Here is an 18,757-nt window from a genome sequence, read left to right as displayed (position 1 = left end):
ATCGGCACACTCTACCCGTCGTCATGCCCGGGCTTGTCCCGGGCATCCACGTTCTTTGTGCCGCGTGGCAAGTCGTGGATGGCCGGGACAAGCCCGGCCATGACGTCAGGTGAGAGGTTGCGAGTCACGCCGCCTTCTGCCCGCTTCCGGCAGCATCGAGCCCGGCATAAACGCCGCGCTCAAAGCCCGCGAACGCCTCCAGGCATTTCGCATCCGCGAACGGCAGCAGCTGCATCAGGATGACGCCGGTGACGTCGCGCGCCGGATCGATCCAGTAATAGGTGTTGGCAAGGCCTGCCCAGGCGAGGCTGCCGGCGCTGCGGCCCTCGGCGGTCTTGGCGGTGTTGATCATGAAGCTGAGGCCCCACTTCTTCACCTGCTCAGGATAGAGATCGACGTCGTTGGTGTACATCGGCGCCGCCGTCGTCATCTTGCCCATAGCGAGATCGCCGATGTGGTTCTGCCCCATCGTCGCGACCGTCTCGGCTTTCAGCACCTGGTTGCCGTTGCCGCGCCCCTTGTTGAGGATCATCTGGGTGAACTTGATGTAGTCGCCCGCCGTCGAGTACAGGCCGCCGCCGCCCATGTGGAATTCCGGCTCCTGCTCCAGCTCGAACGGGATCGCTGCCAGCTGGCCGTCCTCGCCGCGCGCATGCATGCCGACCAGGCGCTTGCGCATGTCGTCGCTGATCTTGAAAGCGGTGTCCCGCATGCCGAGCGGCGCGAACAGATTGTCGCGCAGGTACGCGTCGAGCCGCTTGCCGCTGGCGGCCTCCACCGCCTTGCCGACGAAATCGATGTTGGTGCCGTATTCCCAGCGCGTGCCGGGGTCGGACATGATCGGCGTCTTCAATGCCGCATTCTGGCAAGTGGTGATGGCGGGGATGCCGTGCTTGTCCAGATAGACCGCGAGATCGCCGTTCCACATATTGTAACAGAAGCCGGCGGTGTGGGTCATGAGCTGGCGTAGCGTGATCGGCCCCTTGGCCGGGCGCAGCTTCGCCTCGCCATTGGCGTCAAAACCTTCGAGCACCTGCGGATTGGCGAGCTCCGGCAAGACATCGCCGATCGGCGCATCCAGCGACAGCCTGCCCTGCTCGACCAGCTGCATGGCGCCCGCTGTGGTCACCGCCTTCGTCATGGAGGCGATCCAGAACACGCTGTCGACACTCATCGCATCGGGCTTGGACAGATCGCGCTTGCCGAACGCGCCCTGATACAGCACGTCTTGACCGCTGGCCGCGATGGCGACGACGCCCGGAATCTCCTTGGTCTCGCTCTTCTGACGCAGAATCTCATCGATCTGGGCTTGGCTTTGCATGGCGTTTCCTCGGGTTTGATTATTGTTGGAAGTGATCGATTGTCTTCCCGGATCTCCGGCGCGGCAAGCGCCATCTATGTACCTGCACCGGTCGCGATGTCGTGACTTGACGGTCTTGATCCAACGCAGGACGACAACGAGGCTGAGCGCGTACGCTCTTTTACAATCTGCGGTGGATCGACGTGTCTCGCCTCACCTTGGATGGGTTGCTCGCGATATGCTTCGTGGCTCTCGAACCCCTGAAACATTTCGTGAGCTGCCGCGTTCAGCACCCGGCCCGATCGACGAGCCGTTAAGACTTGATGCAAATGTGCCGGCCGTGGACGGGCGGCGAGGGGGACCTCAGATGATTTCGACCTGGAGCGAATGGAAGCGCTATCCCCGTCCGGGACGTGGCGAGAACCTGGAGGCGCCGATTTCGCCGGGGATCTACGAGGTCCGCGTCGCCGGTACCGGCGCCCTTTATTCCTTCGGGGCGGTGGACAATCTGGCTCAGGCGCTGGCGCTGCTGCCGGTCGGCTCGAAGTCATGGTTCGGTCGCCGCGACACCTCGTCAGTCCCCGATTTAGAGTACCGGACCTGCGCGACGTCCACGAAAGCGGATGCCAAGGCCGCCGCGGAGCGCATGATCGGCCGCCGCGAGACCTATATGAGCGGCGCGGCCTAAGGCCGCTGCCAGTTTAGCTGCCATCTGACGTGCGTTTGCAGGGCGGTGCATTGCGCACCGTCTGTCCCTATATTGCGGCCGATCCGATCGCCGCCAGGGAGAAACGCCATGACCCAGATCGCCGCCGCACGCGCCCCGCAAGCCACCGCCACCCTGCGCGACCGGTTGAAGGACCCCTCGCTGCTGAAGGAGGCCTGCTACATCGACGGCGCCTGGGTCGGCACGCCGGTCTTCGCCGTCAACAATCCCGCCACCGGCGTCGAGCTCGCAAAGGTGCCGCAGCTTGGTGCTGACGACACCACCCGGGCGGTGGAAGCTGCCGAGCGCGCCTTTCCGGGCTGGGCCAAGCACACTGCAAAACAGCGCTCGAACATTCTGCGCAAATGGTTCGAGCTGATCACGGCCAATCGCGAGGATCTCGCGCTGATCCTCACCTCAGAGCAGGGCAAGCCGCTCACCGAGGCGCTCGGCGAGGTCGATATCGGCGCGGCCTATATCGAGTTCTTCGCCGAGGAAGCGAGGCGCGTCTATGGCGAGACCATCCCGACCCAGCGCGCCGATGCGCGCCTGCTCGCCATCAAGCAGCCGATCGGCGTCTGCGGTGCGATCACGCCGTGGAATTTCCCGAACTCGATGATCACGCGCAAAGTGTCGCCGGCGCTGGCGGCCGGCTGCACCGTGGTGCTCAAGCCCGCCAACGAGACGCCGCTGTCGGCGCTGGCGCTGGCCGTGCTCGCCGAGCGGGCCGGCATCCCCAAGGGCGTGCTCAACATCATCACCGGCGATGCGCCGCCGATCGGCAAGGTGCTGTGCGAGCATCCGGCGGTGCGCTTCGTCGGCTTCACCGGCTCGACCGCCGTCGGCAAGATCCTCTACCAGCAGGCCTCGGTCGGCGTGAAGCGGCTCGGCCTCGAGCTCGGCGGCAACGCCCCCTTCATCGTATTCGACGACGCCGACATCGACGCCGCGGTCGAAGGCGCGATCGTCTCGAAATATCGCAACATGGGCCAGACCTGCGTCTGCGCCAACCGCATCTACGCCCAGGACAAGATCTACGACGAGTTCGTGCAGAAGCTGTCGAAGAAGGTCGCGGCAATGAAGATCGGCGACGGCACCGAGAGCGGCGTGACGCAGGGCCCGCTGATCAACATGAAGGCGGTCGACAAGGTCGAGCGCCACATCGCCGATGCCGTCAAGCGCGGCGCCAAGGTCGTCACCGGCGGCAAGCGCAGCGAGCTCGGGCGCTCCTTCTTCGAGCCGACGGTGCTCGCCGACGTCAAGCCGGACTCGCTGGTGTCGCAGGAGGAGACCTTCGGCCCCCTCGCACCCGTGATCCGTTTCAAGGACGAGGCCGACGTCATCGCGATGTGCAACGCCTCGCCGTTCGGCCTCGCCTCGTACTTCTATTCCCGCGATATCGGCCGGGTCTGGCGTGTCGCCGAGGCGCTGGAATCGGGCATGGTCGGCGTCAACACCGGCCTCATCACCACCGAAGTCGCGCCCTTCGGCGGCGTCAAGGAAAGCGGCCTGGGCCGCGAAGGCTCCCGTCACGGCATGGAAGAATATGTCGAGATCAAATACGTGATGATGGCGGGGGTGTAGGCCGGCCGTTGTCGTCGCGAATGTGAGCCGGGCAGGAATGCTGGAGGGGCCGACCGGCCTCCCCACGTCATTGCGAGCGGAGCGAAGCAATCCAGAATCCCTCCGCGGAAAGACTTTGGATTGCTTCGCTGCGCTCGCAATGACGGAGCTGCGGTAACAGTCGCGCCTAAATCTTCAGCTCTGTCCCCGTCACGCGCCGATACGCTTCCAGGTACCGCTTGCTGGTCGCGTCCACCACGCTGGCCGGCAGCGGCGGCGGCGGGGCGTCGCCGTTCCAGCGGCCGGCGCGGCGCTCGACGTCGAGATAGTCGCGCAGCGGCTGCTTGTCGAAGCTCGCCTGCGGCTGGCCCGGTCTGTAGGCGTCGACCGCCCAGAACCGCGACGAATCCGGCGTCATCACCTCGTCGATCAGGATGATGCGGCCGTCCTTGTCGCGGCCGAACTCGAACTTGGTGTCGGCGATGATGATACCCTGCTCGCGGGCGAGCTCCTCGCCGAGCGTGTAGATCGCGCGCGTCATGCTCTCCAGCGTGTAGGCCACCTCGTCGCCGACCACCGCGCGCATCTTCGCGATGGTGATGTTCTCGTCATGGCCGCTCTCGGCCTTGGTCGCCGGGCTGAAGATCGCGGGCTCCAGCTTCTCGCTCTCGATGAGGCCCGGCTTCAGCTTCTCGCCGGCCAGTGTGCCGCTCGCGGCATATTCCTTCCAGGCGGAGCCCGAAAGATAGCCGCGGATCACGCATTCGATCGGAAACACGGCGGTGCGCTTGCACAGCATGGCGCGGCCGAGGATCTCGGCGCGGTGCGGCTGCAACGCCGGCACGGCCGCAATGATCTCGTCGGTGTCGGCGCTGATCATGTGATGCGGCACCACGCCTTCGAGCTCATTGAACCACCACGCGCTGATCTGGGTCAGCACCGCGCCCTTCATCGGGATGGTCTCGCTCATCACCACATCGAAGGCGCTGATGCGGTCGGTGGTGACGAGCAGCAGGCGGTCGTCGTCGACGGCGTAGATATCGCGCACCTTGCCGCGTCCGATCTTGGATAGAGGCAGGTCGCTGGAGAGCATGGTGGTCATCGGCAAAGCCTTCGCACAGGACATCCGGCCGCGTCTGATGGCGCGGCCGGACACCGGATTAGCCTATTCCGGCAGCGGAATGAACTCGTGTTCCTGCGGAACTGCGGCGAAGCGCCCGGTTTTCCAGTCCTGCTTGGCCTGCTCGATCCGCTCCTTGCTGGAGGAGACGAAATTCCACCAGATGTGGCGCGGGCCTTCCAGCGCATCGCCGCCGAGAAACATCATTCGCGTCGCTTTCAGCGCCTTCACGGTGATGCGGTCGCCGGGCCGGAAGATCAGCAGGCGCGGCCCCTCGTAGCGCTCGTTGGCGATCTCGACCTCGCCGTCGACGACATAGATCGCACGCTCCTCATGATCGGGGTCGAGCGGCACGCTCGCGCCCGCGAGCGCCGTGACCTCGGTGTAGAACCAGGGCGAGACCATCGACACCGGCGAGGCGATGCCGAAGGCGGAGCCCGCGATCACCCGCGCAGTGAAGTCGCGCTCGGAAATCATCGGCAAATCGCCTGCCGCATAATGCTGGAACGACGGCGCGATCTCTTCGGAGCCCGCCGGCAGCGCGATCCAGCTTTGCAGGCCGAGCATCTTCTGGCCCGAGGCGCGCTGCGCGTCCGGCGTGCGCTCGGAATGCGCGATGCCGCGCCCGGCCGTCATCAGGTTCATCGCGCCGGGAGCGATCTCCTGGACGTTGCCCTCGCTGTCGCGATGCATGATTGCGCCGTCGAACAGATAGGTGACGGTGGCAAGCCCGATATGCGGATGCGGCCGCACGTCCATGCCCTTGCCGGAGACGAACTGCACCGGGCCAAAATGGTCGAAGAAGATGAAAGGCCCGACCATCTGCCGCTTGCCGTGCGGCAACGCCCGGCGCACCGCGAACCCGTCACCGAGATCGCGCGTGCGCGGCACGATGACGAGATCGAGCGCATCGCAGGACATGGGATCGCCGAGCACGGGATCGTTCGAGGGCTGCCAGCTCATGGGGGGACTCCTTTGGCTTTGTTGAACGCGACGCTAGCAGGATTTGGCGTCGCCGTCGCGACAAAGCTCCGCTAACCCTTGCATGCGGATCGTCCTTGAAAAACCGGGCGCAACGAACGATGTTCGGCTGCCTTCAACCGCGACCGTTCGCCCCAGCCGATGACCCTTGCCGCAACCGAACTTGCCTTCCGCGCTGCCAGCGTCGCGCTGCTATTGGTGCTGGCGGCGTCATTGCTCTCCGATTTCCGCAATGTGCTCGCGGCCCGCCTCGGCGCGGCCTTCGCGCTAGGCTCGGCGGCGCATGCCGCGAGCTATTCCATCGGCGTGTCGTCGCTCGTTCCAATCTGGCACGCGCCGCTGATTGCACTGTCGACCGGCAACATCGTCGTGTTCTGGCTGTTCACGCGCGCGCTGTTCGACGACGAGTTTCGGCTACGCTGGTGGCATGGTTTGATCTGGGCCGCGGTGACCGCCTTCAGCTTCGTCGGATGTCTCTGGATCGCGCCGGGCGGCAACGCGCGGTTCTCCGTGACGGCAATGAACCTGATCGTGCTCGGCTTCATCGCGCTCGCGGTGGTGCAGACGATCGGATCGTGGTCCGCCGATCTGGTCGAGCGTCGCCGCCGCCTGCGCGTCGTCATCGTCTGCGCCGCCGCACTCTATGGCGGGTTGAATGCGCTGCTCCAGATCCTCGTTGCCTTCAGCGCGAGCGATGTCGCCGACACCATCAATACAGGCGTGCTCGCCTGCATCGTTGCCGCGATCGCCTACGCAATGTTGCGAGTCGATGGCGCCGATCTGTTTCCGATTGCGCCAGAGCCCGCACCCGCGATCGCGCCGATCCAGCCTTTGGCCGAGGACTCCGACCAGAAACTCATCGATGCCCTGATGCGCCTGATGGCGGACGAGCGGATCTATCGCCAGGAGAACATTACCATCGGTGTGCTGGCGGGCCGGCTCAGGATTCCCGAATACAGGCTGCGCCGCCTGATCAACCAGCGGCTCGGCTATCGCAATTTCAATGTGTTCCTGAACAACCACCGCATCGAGGAAGCCAAGGCCGCGCTCGCCGATCCCTCCCAGGCCGAGGTCCCCGTCATCACCATTGCCATGGACGCCGGCTTCCAGTCGCTGGGACCATTCAACCGCGCCTTCAAGGCGGTGACAGGCGTGACGCCGACCGAGTACCGGCGGTTGAAGACGAGTGCGGCGTGATCTTTCTTTACCTCTCCCCGCTTGCGGGGAGAGGTCGGATCGCTCTTGCGATCCGGGTGAGGGGGTACAGGTCCGTCGGCAGTCTCGCGTGCGGAGAGGCCCCTCACCCCAACCCTCTCAGCGCGAGCGAAGCTCGTCGCGGCCCCGTAAGAACGGGGAGAGGGAGCGCACCACCGCTGTGACGGCACGGTACCTCTAAGAATTTGGAATGGCTTCACAATTCCAAAATCGGCCAGCCCGCCCCGATTTCAACCAACCCCTTTTCCAAATCCGGCGAGCATCCCCCGCCCGCATCCCGCTTCCTCCCCGGCATACGCCTCAGCCGGAGAACGCCCGTGACCCGCCGCCGCAAGATCGTCCTTTTCGCCTCCGCCATCGCCGCAGCCGGCCTCGCGCTCGGCGCGGCTCGAGCCCACGACGTGCCGAAGGTCGCGACCGGCTTCGTCGCCGACATCCTGTGCGCCGAGACGTTCGTGTCCGGCCTCGATCCCGGGCGCAACTTCGCCGAGACCACCGACGCCATGCCCGGAGCGGGCCTGATCAGCTGGGCGATGGAGTACAGAATCGACCGCGTCCGCAAGGATGTCACGGCGACGCTGTTCGGCCTCGGCCGCAGCCACGCCATCTATCGCGAGGGCCTCGGCTGCACGCTTGAGCACGGCGCCGGCATTGCCTCCGTCGAGCCGCTGCCTGACGACAAGCGGCCCGCGTTGCTTCCCGCGATCGCCGGCCCCGCGATCGTGCCGCCGCAGAGCCCCGAGCTCGGCGCCGCGCTCGACCGCGCCTTCGCCGAGCCCGCTCAGCCGCCTTACCGCCGCACCCGCGCCATCATCGTGATGAAGGCCGGCCGCGTCGTCGCCGAACGCTACGCCGACGGCATCGGCCCCGAGACGCCGCTGCTCGGCTTCTCCATGACCAAGTCGGTGGTCTCGGCGCTGATCGGCGTGCTGGTGCGCCAGGGCAAGCTGAAGCTCGACGGCCCCGCACCGGTCGCCGCCTGGAAGGATCCCGACGATCCGCGCCATGCCATCAATGTCGATCAGCTGCTGCGCCACACCGCGGGCCTCGCGCTCGGCAGCTCGTTGCAGGCCTCGCTGGGCTCCGCCTTCGAGCCGGTCAACAGGATGAAATTCGCCGAGAAGGACATGGCCGCCTATGCCGAGAGCATGCCGCTCGCAACCGCGCCCGGCACAGCATGGAATTATCACGACGGCAACACCCTCATTCTCTCGCGTCTGATCCGCGATGCGGCCGGCGGCACACCGCAAGACGCGCTGCGCTTTGCGCGCCGCGAATTGTTCGCCCCGCTCGGCATGCGCCATGTCGTGCTCCAGCTCGACGGCGCCGGCACGATCGAGGGGTCGACCGAGATGCTCGCCTCCGCCCGCGACTGGGCGCGCTTCGGCCAGCTCTATCTCAATGACGGCGTCGCCGGTGGCAAACGCATCCTGCCGGAAGGGTGGGTCACCTATTCGGCGACGGCCACGCCGAATGCGTGGGTCGGCATCGGCGCCGGCTTCTGGACCAACCAGGGCGACAGCTTCGGCGCAAATCTTCGCATGGAGCACGGCTGGCCGCGCGATGCCTTCTTCGCCAAGGGCACGATCGGGCAGTACACCATCGTGATCCCGTCGGAGCAGCTGGTGATCGTGCGCATGGGGCGCTCGCCGAACGCGCCGCCGCACGCCGACGGTGTGTTCGACCTCGTGCGCGATGTGGTGGCGGCAACGCGCGAGAAGGGGAGGCTGGCGGGAGGGGATTGAGGTCTTCTTACCCTCCAGGGGGGAAGCGGAGCGCCGCGGTGAACTTACCTCCCCAATTCCGTTGCCTGCGCCACGCGGTCGAACCGCTCCAGCGTCATGATCGCATCCGCGAACTTTTCCGCGCGCGCGTTCAGCACGGGGCGGGCCAATGTCAAAAATTTCTGCTGCATCGCCTGTGTATCCGGGAACGAGGTCGGCTCTCCGGACGGATCGGCGTAGAGCCGCTCGTGCACGCCGTCGTCCGTGGTGATGCTCACGCGCGCGCCGAAGGGATGAGTGCGGCCGATCTCGAGCCGGTCGTCCTGCACCACGTCGAACTTGTCGGCGAGCGCGTCGATGGTGGCGTCGCCGAGCCGGCTGTAATCGTCCCAGCCGAATGAACCCTGGTCGAGTGCGAGCGCGCCGGTGAAGAACATCGAGAACTGGCCGCCGACGATCGAGCGCGGGTGCCGCTTGGTCGCGGCGTCGCCGGTCAGCGTGATGCCGTTGCGGTGCAGACCGATCTCGACGCGCTTGACCTGCTCCGGCGTCAGATTGTGCTCGCGCCGCATCGCGATCAGCGCGTCGATCGCGGCATGGGTGTAGCGGCAGCTCGGATAGGGCTTCACGCCAATTTTCATCGTTTCGTAGGTCTTGCCGAGCTCGGCGACTGCCTTGTCGGGATGCGCATCGTCGGTGTAGCCGGCGAGCAGGCCGTGCTTGCCCTCGACCGATTCCGTCGCACCGACGAAATCGTTGCGCGCGAGCGTCGCGGCGATCACCCCGTTCATCGCGGCGGCGCCGACCTGGTAGCGCTTGTTCCAGGCGCCGTTGACCAGAAATTGCAGCGAGCCCGCGGCCTGGCTGCCGGAGACGCCAAACGCGGCAATCAGCTGCTTCTCGCTCAGGCCGAACAGCTTGCCCGCCGCCGCGGCCGCGCCGTAGGTGCCGGCCGTCGCCGTCGGGTGGAAGCCGCGCGCGTAATGCGAGGTCGGATCGAGCGCATTGCCGAGGCGGCAGCAGACCTCGTAGCCAGCAACGATCGCCGTGAGCACGTCGCGCCCGGAGGCGCCGACCATCTCGCCGACAGCGAAGGCGGCCGGCACCACCGGTGCGCTCGGATGCAGCGAGGAATCGGCATGGGTGTCGTCGAAATCGAGGGAGTGGCCGAGCGCGCCGTTGAGCAGCGCCGCGACCGCCGGCGTCCAGGTCTTGGCATCACCGAACACGGTGGACTCGCCCTTGGTGTCGAGCGCCAGCGCCTCCAGCATCTTCAGCATCGACGGGGTCGATTCCGCCTCGCGTCGCGCCCTGATGGCGCTGCCGAGGAAGTCCAGCGTCAGGACCTTGGCGCGCTCCAGCACCTCCGCCGGAATATCCTGGTACTTGAGATTGAAGACATAGGCGGCGAGCGTTGCGGTTTCGTGAGCCATCGTGTTTCCTCGATTTGGCGCGCAAGTTAGGCGGGCTGATTTGGCCTTTCAAGCGGCCTTGCGTCGGCGGGGATCAGCCATGCTTTTGCTTAGGCGAGAAGGATCGGGATATTCCGCATGACGCGCGCAAGGCAGCTGTTCGACCGGATTCGAGCGCGGCGGACGCAATTGGGGCTGGCGATCCGGGTCACGGTCGCCGCGACAGCGGCCTATGCGATCGCGACCGCGCTGCATCTGCTGCTGCCGCTCTGGGCGGTGCTGACCTCGCTGATCGTGACCCAGATGAGCGTCGGCCGCTCGCTGAAGGCGACGCGCGACTACATGCTCGGCACCATCGGCGGAGCCCTCTATGGCGGCGCCATCGCCATCCTGATTCCCTATTCCAGCGAGGCGGGCCTGCTCGGCCTGCTGGTCCTCTCCGTCGCCCCGCTCGCCTTCATCGCCGCGATCAATCCGAGCCTCAGCGCCGCCACTGTCACCGCCGTGATCGTGCTCCTGGTTCCGACCCTGCATCATGCCGATCCCCTGACCTCGGCGATCGATCGGGTCAGCGAGGTCGGCGTCGGCGCCGTCACAGGATTGCTGGTCTCCTTCCTGGTGCTGCCCTCGCGCGCGGTGCGGCAGATCCGCGCCAGCGCGGCGGTTCTGCTCGAGCTGATCGCCGATGCCCTCGCCGAGCTGCTGGCAGGCCTCACGCGCGGCCGCGACAACGACGCGCTGCACCGGATCCAGGACGGCATCGGCACCGCGATGGTCAATCTGAATGCGATCGGCTCCGAAGCCGAGCGTGAGCGCGCGGCGCGCTTGTCGAGTGGCCCGGACACCGGCCCGTTGCTGCGAACGATCCTGCGGCTGCGCCATGACGTCGTGATGATCGGCCGCGCCACGGTGGTGCCGCTGCCGGTGGAAGTGCAATTGCGGCTGGCAGCGCCCCTGTCGGAAGTGTCGACCGCGATCGCCCGCTTCCTCCGCTCGGCCGCTGGCGCCTTGCGCGAGGGCGCCGGCGCGCCGCCGATCCATCCCGTCCATGTCGCGCTCCAGCACTATGCCGAGGCGGTCGCATCCGTCCGTCAGGATGGCCTGATCCGCGGCCACGCGAGCGACACAGCCGAGCGCTTCTTCGCGCTCGGCTTCTCCCTGGAGCAGATGCACCAGAATCTCGGCGACCTCGACCGCGTCGTCGGCGAATGGTCGGAGGCCTCGACAGATAAAACCGCACGCGTTGCGGAGTGAGTTCGGGCGCGTCGTCGTCAACGTCGGCTTTCGACAGTAATGCGCGTGTGCGAAGCGCGGCGGTGATCGGCGGTCTGCGGCTCTGAGTCGCTCCACGCACGAGGTTCCATCGGGTCATGTTGCTGACGCATTTTCTGTTTTAATCGGCGAGAAGCTAAACACGACGTGAGACCACTCCGGTTCTCACAACGGTTCCGTAGCCAGGGGTTGGCTCGAATCCGCAAAACGTTCGGCAAGTTCATGAGCGCTGCTGCGTTCGCTTGACCACGTTTGCGGTTCTGGAACCGGACAATCTAAAAAATCACAGGACTCATGATGCTCTTCCGCTCGAGCGCCGCAGTTTGCGGCGCCCTGGTTACGCTTGCCTTCTCTGTTGCCGTTGCTCGAAGTGAAACGCGTGGGGATCACTCAAGTGCCGTCGTCGATGCCGCCTCGGGCGATGCGATTATTGGCGCGGCGTCCACCTATAATCCGTTCAAGCCCGGCAAGGAGGAGGGCGGTCCGCAGACGGCTTCCGGCGAACGTTATGATCCCTCCGCCTGGACGGCTGCCATCAAGACGAGCCTGCGCCGGAAATTCGGTGGGGTCGGATTCGGCGCGAGGCCGAAATATGCTCTCGTCGAGGCCGTGGGCAAGAAGGTCATCGTCAAGATAAACGACGTGGGACCACTAAGACCTGGCCGCATCATCGACCTCAATGAGCGAACGATGCGCCATTTCGATCCGAGCATGGACCTCGGTGTCATTCCTGACGTGAAAGTCAGTCCGCTCGCTGGCGACAATTGGACTGCAGGGCCGGTGGGCTGAACAGGGCGTGTTCGTTCAATGTCGGCCCGCACAGTTCATCGGGCCGTCTCCACGATGCGTCCCATCATGTTGCGGACCACGAGCTTGTGGAAGGGCATGATCAGCGCAAGATAGGTCCGGCCGAGCAGGTTGTGCGTGCGCACCAGCGTGGTCGAGGTCACATGGCGGCGCGCGGCATTGCCTGAAACGTCGACTACGATGCGGAAATCGAGGTGCGAATCATCGAAGCCCGCGACCAGCTGCTCCGGCGTCTCGCTCAGCACCGGAAACAGGCCGATCAGGCCGTACGGCGCCGGCGCGCCTTCGCCCGATGTCTTCAGCCCGAACGGCCTCACCAGAATGTTGCGCAGGCGCAGCAGTGCGTCGATCCAGCGCGGCCCGTGCAGCACCATCCTGGTGCAGGCTTCGCGGGCATTCACCGCCGCGGCGCCGATGTCCACGCAAAACGCGTCGATGAACTGCGCGCCGGCGAGCAGCGCATCGGCATCGACTTCAGGCGCGACTTCGCGGACCGTTCCGATCATCCCGCCATTTTGCGCGTCAGCATCCGGAAGCGCAAGATCAGGAGCCCGGCATAGACGAACGTGCCGATCGAGAATCCGATCCAGACGCCGATCGCGCCCAGCCCTGTGTGGAACGCCAGCAACCAGCCGATGGGAAAAGAGACGCCCCAATAGCCGATCGCGGCGAACAGCAGGGTCATTTTGGTGTCGTTGATGCCGCGCAGCGCGCCGCCCATGATGGTCTGCAGGCCGTCGGCGATGAAGAAGCTGGCCCCGACCAGCAGCAGCGTTGCCGTCAGCTCGACGGTGGCCGCACTTTCGCTGCCGGCGCCGAAGAACAGCCGGCCGAGCTGATAGCGACCGATCACGATGGCGATCGTCAGCGCGGAGACCAGCGCGAGGCCGAGCACGGCTGCGACGAGTCCTGCGCGCTTCACCGCCGCCGGATCATTGCGGCCGAAGGCATGACCGACCCGCACGGTCGCCGCCATGCCGATGCCGAGCGGCACCATGAACAGCACGGCGGTGACCTGGAGCGCGATCTGGTGCGCGGCAATCGCGGTGGTCGAGATCAAGCCCATCAGCAGCGCGGCCGAGGAGAACAGGCCATATTCCAGCAGCAGGGAAAACGAGATCGGCGCGCCGATCGCGATCAGCTGGCGCATCAAGGGCCAGTCGATCCGCCACAGGCGCGCAAGCGGGTGATAGTCTGCGAACGGCTTGCGCAGCCCGGCGATCGCGAGCGCGGCGAGGAAGGTGCCGAGATTGACCAGCGTGGTCGCAAGCCCCGCGCCGAACAGGCCGAGCTCGGGCAGGCCGAACAGCCCGTGGATCAGGGCATAGACCAGCGCGGCATTGACCGGGATCGCCGCCAGCGTGATCCATAGCGGCGCCTGCGGCCGGTTCACTGCGCTCATCATGCTGCGCAGCGCGATGAATCCGAGCGCCGGTGCGATGCCCCAGGCAAGGCCGTTCAGATAGTGCTGTGCCAGCGCGGCCGAGTGCGGCATTTGACCGAGCGTGAGCAAAATCTGCTCGCCATAGAGCGGCGAGGCCATCATCGGCAGCGAGATCAGCAGCGCGGCCCACACACCCACGCGCAAGGAGCGCCGAATGCGCCTGACGTCGCCGGCGCCGAACGCCTGCGCCGCCAGCGGCGACACTGCGGACGTCAATCCGAGCCCGAACGTGAAGCTGACGAAATAGACCGTATGGGCCAGCGCCGCCGCGGCCACCGCCTCCTCGCCGAGCCGCCCGATCATCGCAAGATCGGTCGTGATCATTGCGATCTGCCCAAGCTGGGTCAGCATCAGCGGCACGGCGAGGCGCAGCGTCTCGATGAATTCTTCGGCAAGATGGTTCTGCCGTGCGTCCAGGCGTGCCCGGTACCGCCGTTTGGTATCCAAAAGCTCGGTCATGCCGGGGACATAGCAGCCTCGATCGGCGAAGTAACGGCAAAGAAATGTGAGGGCGGGTGCCGCTGAAAAAAGGCGGGGGCTCAGGCGAAGGAAAGGTCGGGTTGCACCGTATTCGTCATGTGCGGCGAATCTGGGCCGGTCTCACATTGGGAATTGAGTATGATAACGAGATCTAGACTGACGTTCGCCGTACTGTTCATCGGTTCTGCCATCCTGGGTGCCGGCGCCGCTGCAGCGGCCGACCTGAGGCTGCCCGCAGCACCGCCGGCGCAGGCGGCGTCGGCAGCCCTGCTGAGCTGGGCGGGGCCCTATGTCGGCGTTCAGGCCGGCTATCTTTCCGGCCGCTCCGAGATCTCGCTGCCCGCGACGGGTGAATTCCACTTTGTCGATCCGAAGGGCGCGATCGTCGGTGCAACGGCGGGCTTCTCGGCGCAATGGGGCCGGATCGTCGCCGGGCTCGAGGGCGACGTGAACTTCGTCGATGCGCGCGCGACGATCGATACCGGCTTTGCGCCTACCCCCGCGGTCACGCAGCTTCAATCCGCGGTCAATTGGAACAGCCATCTCCGTGGACGGATCGGCTATGCTTTCGACCGCACGCTGCTGTTCGCCGCCGGTGGCCTTGCCGTCGCGGGCGTCGAGAGCAAGGCGTTCGACAATGGGATCGGGGCCGTTGCGAGCTGGAGCGATACACGGATCGGCTGGTCGATCGGAGCGGGCGGGGAATTCCGCTTCGCACCGCAGGCCTCGGTCCGGCTCGAATATCTCTATGACAATTACGGCTCGAAAACGCTGGCCGCCCAGACGGTCGGCGCGACGACCTTCGGCGCGCGCGAGTCCCGGCTCGACACGCACACGGTGCGAGCCGGAGTCTATTGGCGCTTTTGATGCTCGGTTGGAGGCGGCTATCGTCTGGTAGGATCGGTTCGCAATTCTCGGCTACGATGTCCGCAGGCCAGAGCAACAGATCGATGTGATGGAAGAGCCATCGGACGAGGCCTTGATGGCGGAGGTTTCGGCGCAGCGGCAGCATGCGTTTCGCGTCCTCATGCGGCGCCATATGCCTCGGGCGCTGCGGGTCGCGGAGCGGATCGTGCGCGACCCGGCCGAGGCCGACGATATCGGCCAGGAGGCGTTCATGCGGGTCTGGACGCACGCAGCCTCTTTCGACCCAGAGGTTGCGAAATTCACGACCTGGCTCTACCGCATCGTCCTCAACCTGACGTTCGACCGCACTCGGCGGCGAACGTTCCTGCCGCTCGAAGACGCCGGCGACGTACCCGACATGGGACCGCATGCTGTCGAGCGGCTGATCGCGGATGAGGAGCTCAGTCTTCTCAATCGCGCGATGGCCGGCCTGTCGGACCGGCAGCGCGGCGCGATCGCCCTCTTCCACATGGAGGGATTGAGCGGCGAGGAGGCGGCGAAGGCGATGAATCTCACCGCCAAGGCGTTCGAATCGCTGCTGGGCCGCGCCCGCGCGGCGCTGAAGGCAAACGTCCAGAAAATACAGGAGACAGGGAGCTACGCATGACGCCGGATCAGTTCAGACGATTGGCCGAGACATGGGGAGGCGATGTCGAGCGTTGGCCCGCGGCAACGCGCGAGGCCGCGCGGCGATTTGCGGCAAGTGCGGAAGGCGCGGCCGTCCTGGATGAGCAGGGACGGCTCGATCGCCTGCTCGCGGTGGCCCCGGAGATCGACGAGGCGAGGGCGGATCGTTCGAGCCTGCTCGTCCTGCAGCGGCTCGCCGCGGTCCCGCAGCAGCATCGGCCGGCATGGTATCGACGCCTGCTGCGCTGGCCCACGCTCGTTCCCGCCGCAAGTCTCGCCTGCTCCGCGATCGTCGGCGTGTGGCTGGCGGGGGCGATGCCCTATGTCCATTCGGCGTCGGACCCGTTGTCCGTCATGAGCGGCGTCTTCGACGTCTACTCAATCGGTTTGGGATCGGTGCAATGAAGTTCCGGCGAGAATGGTCCACTCCCTGGCGGGCGCTCATGCTGCTGTCGCTGTGCGTCAACGTCGCCCTGTTTACCTATGTCTCGGCGCAATGGCTGCTACCCGGCGGCTTTCGACCGGGCGCAGCCGTGCCGCTACGCATGATCGAGCGTGTCGCCGAAAGACTTCCGGCGGAAGACGCGGAGATCCTGTGGAGCATCTATCGCGGCAAGGAGGCGGAGCTGGCCCCGCTCCAGGCCGAGTACCGGCTCGCGTTGATGAAGGCGATGAAAACGGCGGCGCAGACGAATCTCGACAAGGCCGAGCTGGAAGCAGCCGTGAAGGATGCCCGCGACAAGCGCGTGAAGATTGGCGACCTCGTCGTCTCGACCTTCGTCGAGATGCTGGAACGAATTTCAACGAAAGGACGCCGACAACTCGTCGGCGGCTATTTTCGCTGAGCCGCGCAGAGTGAACGAGGGATTCGGCCCGTCTAGACGTATCACCTACATCGATGTCTGCGAATTGATGGAGGTGACATGGTGCAACGATTTGGCCGGGCGGCAAGCGGACCAGTGGTGAGGTTCTCGCATCGGACGGCCGTCTACGTGCGTGCGGGGCTTGCGGCCGCGAGCCTGATCGCACTTCTCGTGCTGTTTCTTTCGCAAGCTTCCGCAGGCGATGCGCGGAGTGAGGCGAAGCAGGCCTGCAAGGCAGACTATTCACGGTTCTGCGCCGGCACCATGCCCGGGGGCGGTCGCATCCGCAAATGCCTCGGTGACAATTACGCGAGCTTGTCCCCGGCCTGCAAACAGGCCTTCGACGCGAATCCGCCAAAATAGAACAGGTTAGCTCCGCTCCGGCACGCGCTTGATCTTCGCGCCAAGCGCGTTCAGCCGCTCCTCGATGCGCTCATAGCCGCGCTCGATCTGGTCGGCGTTGTTGATGGTCGAGGTGCCCTCGGCGCACACCGCCGCGAGCAGCATCGCCATGCCGGCGCGGATGTCGGGCGAGGTCATCGTCGCGCCGTGCAGGCGGCTGGGGCCGGCGATGATGGCGCGGTGCGGGTCGCACAGCACGATGCGCGCGCCCATCGCGATCAGCTTGTCGACGAAGAACATCCTGGATTCGAACATCTTCTCGAACATCAGGATCACGCCCTCGCATTGCGTGGCGGTGACAATGGCGATCGACATCAGGTCGGCCGGGAAGGCCGGCCAAGGCTGGTCCTCCAGCTTGGGCACATGGCCGCCGAAATCGTCCTGGATCTTCAATGTCTGGTTGGAGGGCACGATAAGATCATCGCCCTCGATCCGGCAGACGATGCCGAGCCGCTCGAAGCCCATGCGGATCGAGCGCAGATGCTCGACGCCGGCGCGGGCGATGCGCAAGGGCGAGCGCGTCACCGCGGCAAGCCCGATCAGCGAGCCGACCTCGATGTGGTCGGGCTGGATTCGGTACGTTGTCCCGCCGAGCGTCGCTTGACCATGGATGATCATGGTGTTGGTGCCGATGCCTTCGATCCTGGCGCCGAGCGCGACCAGGAAATTGGCGAGGTCCTGCACATGCGGCTCTGAGGCCGCGTTGCGCAAATAGGTGATGCCGTTGGCGGCGACCGCCGCGACCAGCGCATTCTCGGTGGCGGTGACGCTCGGCTCGTCCAGGAACACGTCCGCGCCCGCGAGCTTTGGCGCACGGAATTCGAGCCGGTCGGTCGCGGTGACCTTGGCGCCGAGCTGCTCCAGCGCGAGCACATGCGTGTCCAGTCGCCGGCGGCCGATGACGTCGCCGCCCGGCGGCGGCAGCATCACTTCGCCGCAGCGGGCGAGCAGGGGCCCGGCGAGCAGGATCGAGGCGCGAATGCGCACGCACAGCTCGGGGTCGAGGTCGGCGGCGCGGATGCTCTTGGCATGGATGTGAAGCGTGTTGCGCGCGGACCATTCGGCCGACGCGCCGACCGAGCGGACCAGCTCGACCAGCGTCTCGGTGTCGCGGATCCGCGGCACGTTCTCCAGCACGACCGGATGCTCGGTCAGCAGCGCGGCGGCGATGATCGGTAGCGCCGAATTCTTATTGCCGGACGGCTCGATCGAGCCCGAGAGCCGGTGACCGCCCTCGACGATGTATTGGATGGGCGCCACGGGGTTCTCGCTGTCCTGTTGAGTGGGAGGGCCTGTTTCGGGCGGAAACTACAGAGATTTGAGCGCGGGAGCAATTGTGCCGGCTGGGACCCGCACACGTCCGTCCGTCACTTGTGGCAGGACCCGCCCTCAGAACAACCCGATGATACTCCCGACCACATAGAGGAACGCGATCAGGATCAGGACGCCCATCAGGAAGAAGGAGATTTCGATGGCGATGGCGCCGGTGCCGAGTGCGGCGGCGACAGCGGCAAGGAGCCGTTCCTCCCGAAAGATTAGCGAGAGCACCGACAGCAGGATGGCGAGCAGGCCGAGCGAGATCGCCGTGACCGATGCGATATCACTCCAGCTTCGTCCAGCCGATTTCTCGAGGTCCGGAGCCTTGAACTCCACGCCCTTCACCTTCGCGACGATGCGGTCCTTGATGCGATGTCCGGTGTCGACGATCACCTTGTCTGCCGGCGGCGGCGGAAACACGATCGGCACGACCCAATGCGGCAGCACTGCCGCCATCAACGCCAGCACACCGACGATGCTGCCGATGATGCCGAGGCGGCGTGAGGGCATAGCGGAACTAGGCGTTGCAGAGGCGGTCATGGCGCGAGCTTCCCGGCCGGAACTGGCCTTGCGGGGTCATGCCGTTTCGTCGCGATGGCGGGTGGGGAGGTTCAGGGG

The 18,757-nt window shown here is 65.8% G+C and carries 18 protein-coding genes; 10 read left to right on the top strand and 8 right to left on the bottom strand.

All coding sequences use genetic code 11. The features are described 5' to 3' along the window. Window positions 1–124: 124 nt before the first annotated feature. Window positions 125–1,321: a serine hydrolase domain-containing protein gene (locus I6F09_RS35085; RefSeq protein WP_225190078.1), complete on the bottom strand. Its 1,197-nt coding sequence runs from the start codon at window positions 1,319–1,321 to the stop codon at window positions 125–127. 346 nt (window positions 1,322–1,667) lie between these two features. Here I6F09_RS35085 and I6F09_RS35080 point away from each other — a divergent pair, with 346 nt between their 5' ends. Both I6F09_RS35080 and I6F09_RS35075 read left to right on the top strand, forming a co-directional pair. Further along, entirely contained in the window at window positions 1,668–1,988 is a 321-nt protein-coding gene (locus I6F09_RS35080; protein WP_036002694.1) for a hypothetical protein, read from the top strand. Window positions 1,989–2,096: 108 nt separating this feature from the next. Then, complete coding sequence (locus tag I6F09_RS35075; RefSeq protein WP_225190077.1) at window positions 2,097–3,590, top strand: NAD-dependent succinate-semialdehyde dehydrogenase; 1,494 nt, start codon at window positions 2,097–2,099, stop codon at window positions 3,588–3,590. A 166-nt stretch (window positions 3,591–3,756) separates the two neighbouring features. On the opposite strand, the gene I6F09_RS35070 is transcribed toward I6F09_RS35075, so the two are convergent. Together I6F09_RS35070 and I6F09_RS35065 are read right to left on the bottom strand one after the other, a co-directional pair. Next, window positions 3,757–4,671 (bottom strand): phosphoribosylaminoimidazolesuccinocarboxamide synthase, encoded by a 915-nt coding sequence (locus tag I6F09_RS35070; protein ID WP_225190076.1) that lies wholly within the window; start codon window positions 4,669–4,671, stop codon window positions 3,757–3,759. A 63-nt stretch (window positions 4,672–4,734) separates the two neighbouring features. Further along, window positions 4,735–5,652 (bottom strand): pirin family protein, encoded by a 918-nt coding sequence (locus I6F09_RS35065; RefSeq protein WP_036024106.1) that lies wholly within the window; start codon window positions 5,650–5,652, stop codon window positions 4,735–4,737. 159 nt (window positions 5,653–5,811) lie between these two features. Here I6F09_RS35065 and I6F09_RS35060 point away from each other — a divergent pair, with 159 nt between their 5' ends. Both I6F09_RS35060 and I6F09_RS35055 read left to right on the top strand, forming a co-directional pair. Continuing rightward, window positions 5,812–6,867 (top strand): helix-turn-helix domain-containing protein, encoded by a 1,056-nt coding sequence (locus I6F09_RS35060; RefSeq protein WP_225184223.1) that lies wholly within the window; start codon window positions 5,812–5,814, stop codon window positions 6,865–6,867. A 335-nt stretch (window positions 6,868–7,202) separates the two neighbouring features. Beyond that, window positions 7,203–8,630: a serine hydrolase gene (locus tag I6F09_RS35055; RefSeq protein ID WP_225190075.1), complete on the top strand. Its 1,428-nt coding sequence runs from the start codon at window positions 7,203–7,205 to the stop codon at window positions 8,628–8,630. 44 nt (window positions 8,631–8,674) lie between these two features. Here I6F09_RS35055 and I6F09_RS35050 read toward each other — a convergent pair whose 3' ends face one another. After that, the gene (locus tag I6F09_RS35050; protein WP_225190074.1) at window positions 8,675–10,042 is read right to left on the bottom strand and encodes an MmgE/PrpD family protein; all 1,368 of its coding nucleotides are present in this window, start codon (window positions 10,040–10,042) and stop codon (window positions 8,675–8,677) included. A gap of 117 nt (window positions 10,043–10,159) precedes the next feature. Between I6F09_RS35050 and I6F09_RS35045 the strand changes: the two genes are divergently transcribed. Then, window positions 10,160–11,275 (top strand): FUSC family protein, encoded by a 1,116-nt coding sequence (locus I6F09_RS35045; protein WP_225190073.1) that lies wholly within the window; start codon window positions 10,160–10,162, stop codon window positions 11,273–11,275. Window positions 11,276–11,587: 312 nt separating this feature from the next. Further along, on the top strand, window positions 11,588–12,082 hold the full coding sequence (locus tag I6F09_RS35040) for a septal ring lytic transglycosylase RlpA family protein (RefSeq protein ID WP_192893029.1): 495 nt from the start codon (window positions 11,588–11,590) through the stop codon (window positions 12,080–12,082). Between the two features lie 35 nt (window positions 12,083–12,117). Here I6F09_RS35040 and I6F09_RS35035 read toward each other — a convergent pair whose 3' ends face one another. Then, window positions 12,118–12,606: a DUF2867 domain-containing protein gene (locus I6F09_RS35035; RefSeq protein WP_225190072.1), complete on the bottom strand. Its 489-nt coding sequence runs from the start codon at window positions 12,604–12,606 to the stop codon at window positions 12,118–12,120. After that, a complete protein-coding gene (locus I6F09_RS35030) occupies window positions 12,603–14,003 on the bottom strand; it encodes an MATE family efflux transporter (RefSeq protein ID WP_225190071.1) in 1,401 nt (466 codons plus the stop codon). The genes I6F09_RS35035 and I6F09_RS35030 overlap by 4 nt, the downstream gene beginning before the upstream one ends. A 159-nt stretch (window positions 14,004–14,162) precedes the next feature. Here I6F09_RS35030 and I6F09_RS35025 point away from each other — a divergent pair, with 159 nt between their 5' ends. Genes I6F09_RS35025 through I6F09_RS35010 form a run of 4 tightly spaced genes read left to right on the top strand, consistent with a single transcriptional unit; the run spans window position 14,163 to window position 16,402 of the window. Next, on the top strand, window positions 14,163–14,891 hold the full coding sequence (locus tag I6F09_RS35025; RefSeq protein WP_225190070.1) for an outer membrane beta-barrel protein: 729 nt from the start codon (window positions 14,163–14,165) through the stop codon (window positions 14,889–14,891). Between the two features lie 43 nt (window positions 14,892–14,934). Further along, complete coding sequence (locus I6F09_RS35020; protein WP_346730142.1) at window positions 14,935–15,537, top strand: RNA polymerase sigma factor; 603 nt, start codon at window positions 14,935–14,937, stop codon at window positions 15,535–15,537. Continuing rightward, window positions 15,534–15,962, top strand: a complete 429-nt coding sequence (locus tag I6F09_RS35015; protein ID WP_036024094.1) for a hypothetical protein — start codon at window positions 15,534–15,536, stop codon at window positions 15,960–15,962. Before I6F09_RS35020 ends, I6F09_RS35015 begins: the two co-directional genes overlap by 4 nt. Beyond that, window positions 15,959–16,402, top strand: coding sequence for a periplasmic heavy metal sensor (locus I6F09_RS35010; RefSeq protein WP_225144809.1), 444 nt, complete (start codon window positions 15,959–15,961; stop codon window positions 16,400–16,402). Before I6F09_RS35015 ends, I6F09_RS35010 begins: the two co-directional genes overlap by 4 nt. 387 nt (window positions 16,403–16,789) lie before the next feature. Here I6F09_RS35010 and murA read toward each other — a convergent pair whose 3' ends face one another. Further along, entirely contained in the window at window positions 16,790–18,082 is a 1,293-nt protein-coding gene (gene murA, locus I6F09_RS35005) for a UDP-N-acetylglucosamine 1-carboxyvinyltransferase (protein ID WP_225190068.1), read from the bottom strand. A gap of 129 nt (window positions 18,083–18,211) precedes the next feature. Then, the gene (locus I6F09_RS35000) at window positions 18,212–18,679 is read right to left on the bottom strand and encodes a hypothetical protein (protein WP_225144812.1); all 468 of its coding nucleotides are present in this window, start codon (window positions 18,677–18,679) and stop codon (window positions 18,212–18,214) included. Window positions 18,680–18,757: the final 78 nt, after the last annotated feature.

The organism is Bradyrhizobium sp. IC3195 (genome assembly GCF_020193585.1).
Taxonomy (GTDB): domain Bacteria; phylum Pseudomonadota; class Alphaproteobacteria; order Rhizobiales; family Xanthobacteraceae; genus Bradyrhizobium; species Bradyrhizobium yuanmingense.
This window is presented reverse-complemented; position numbering and strand designations above follow the sequence as displayed.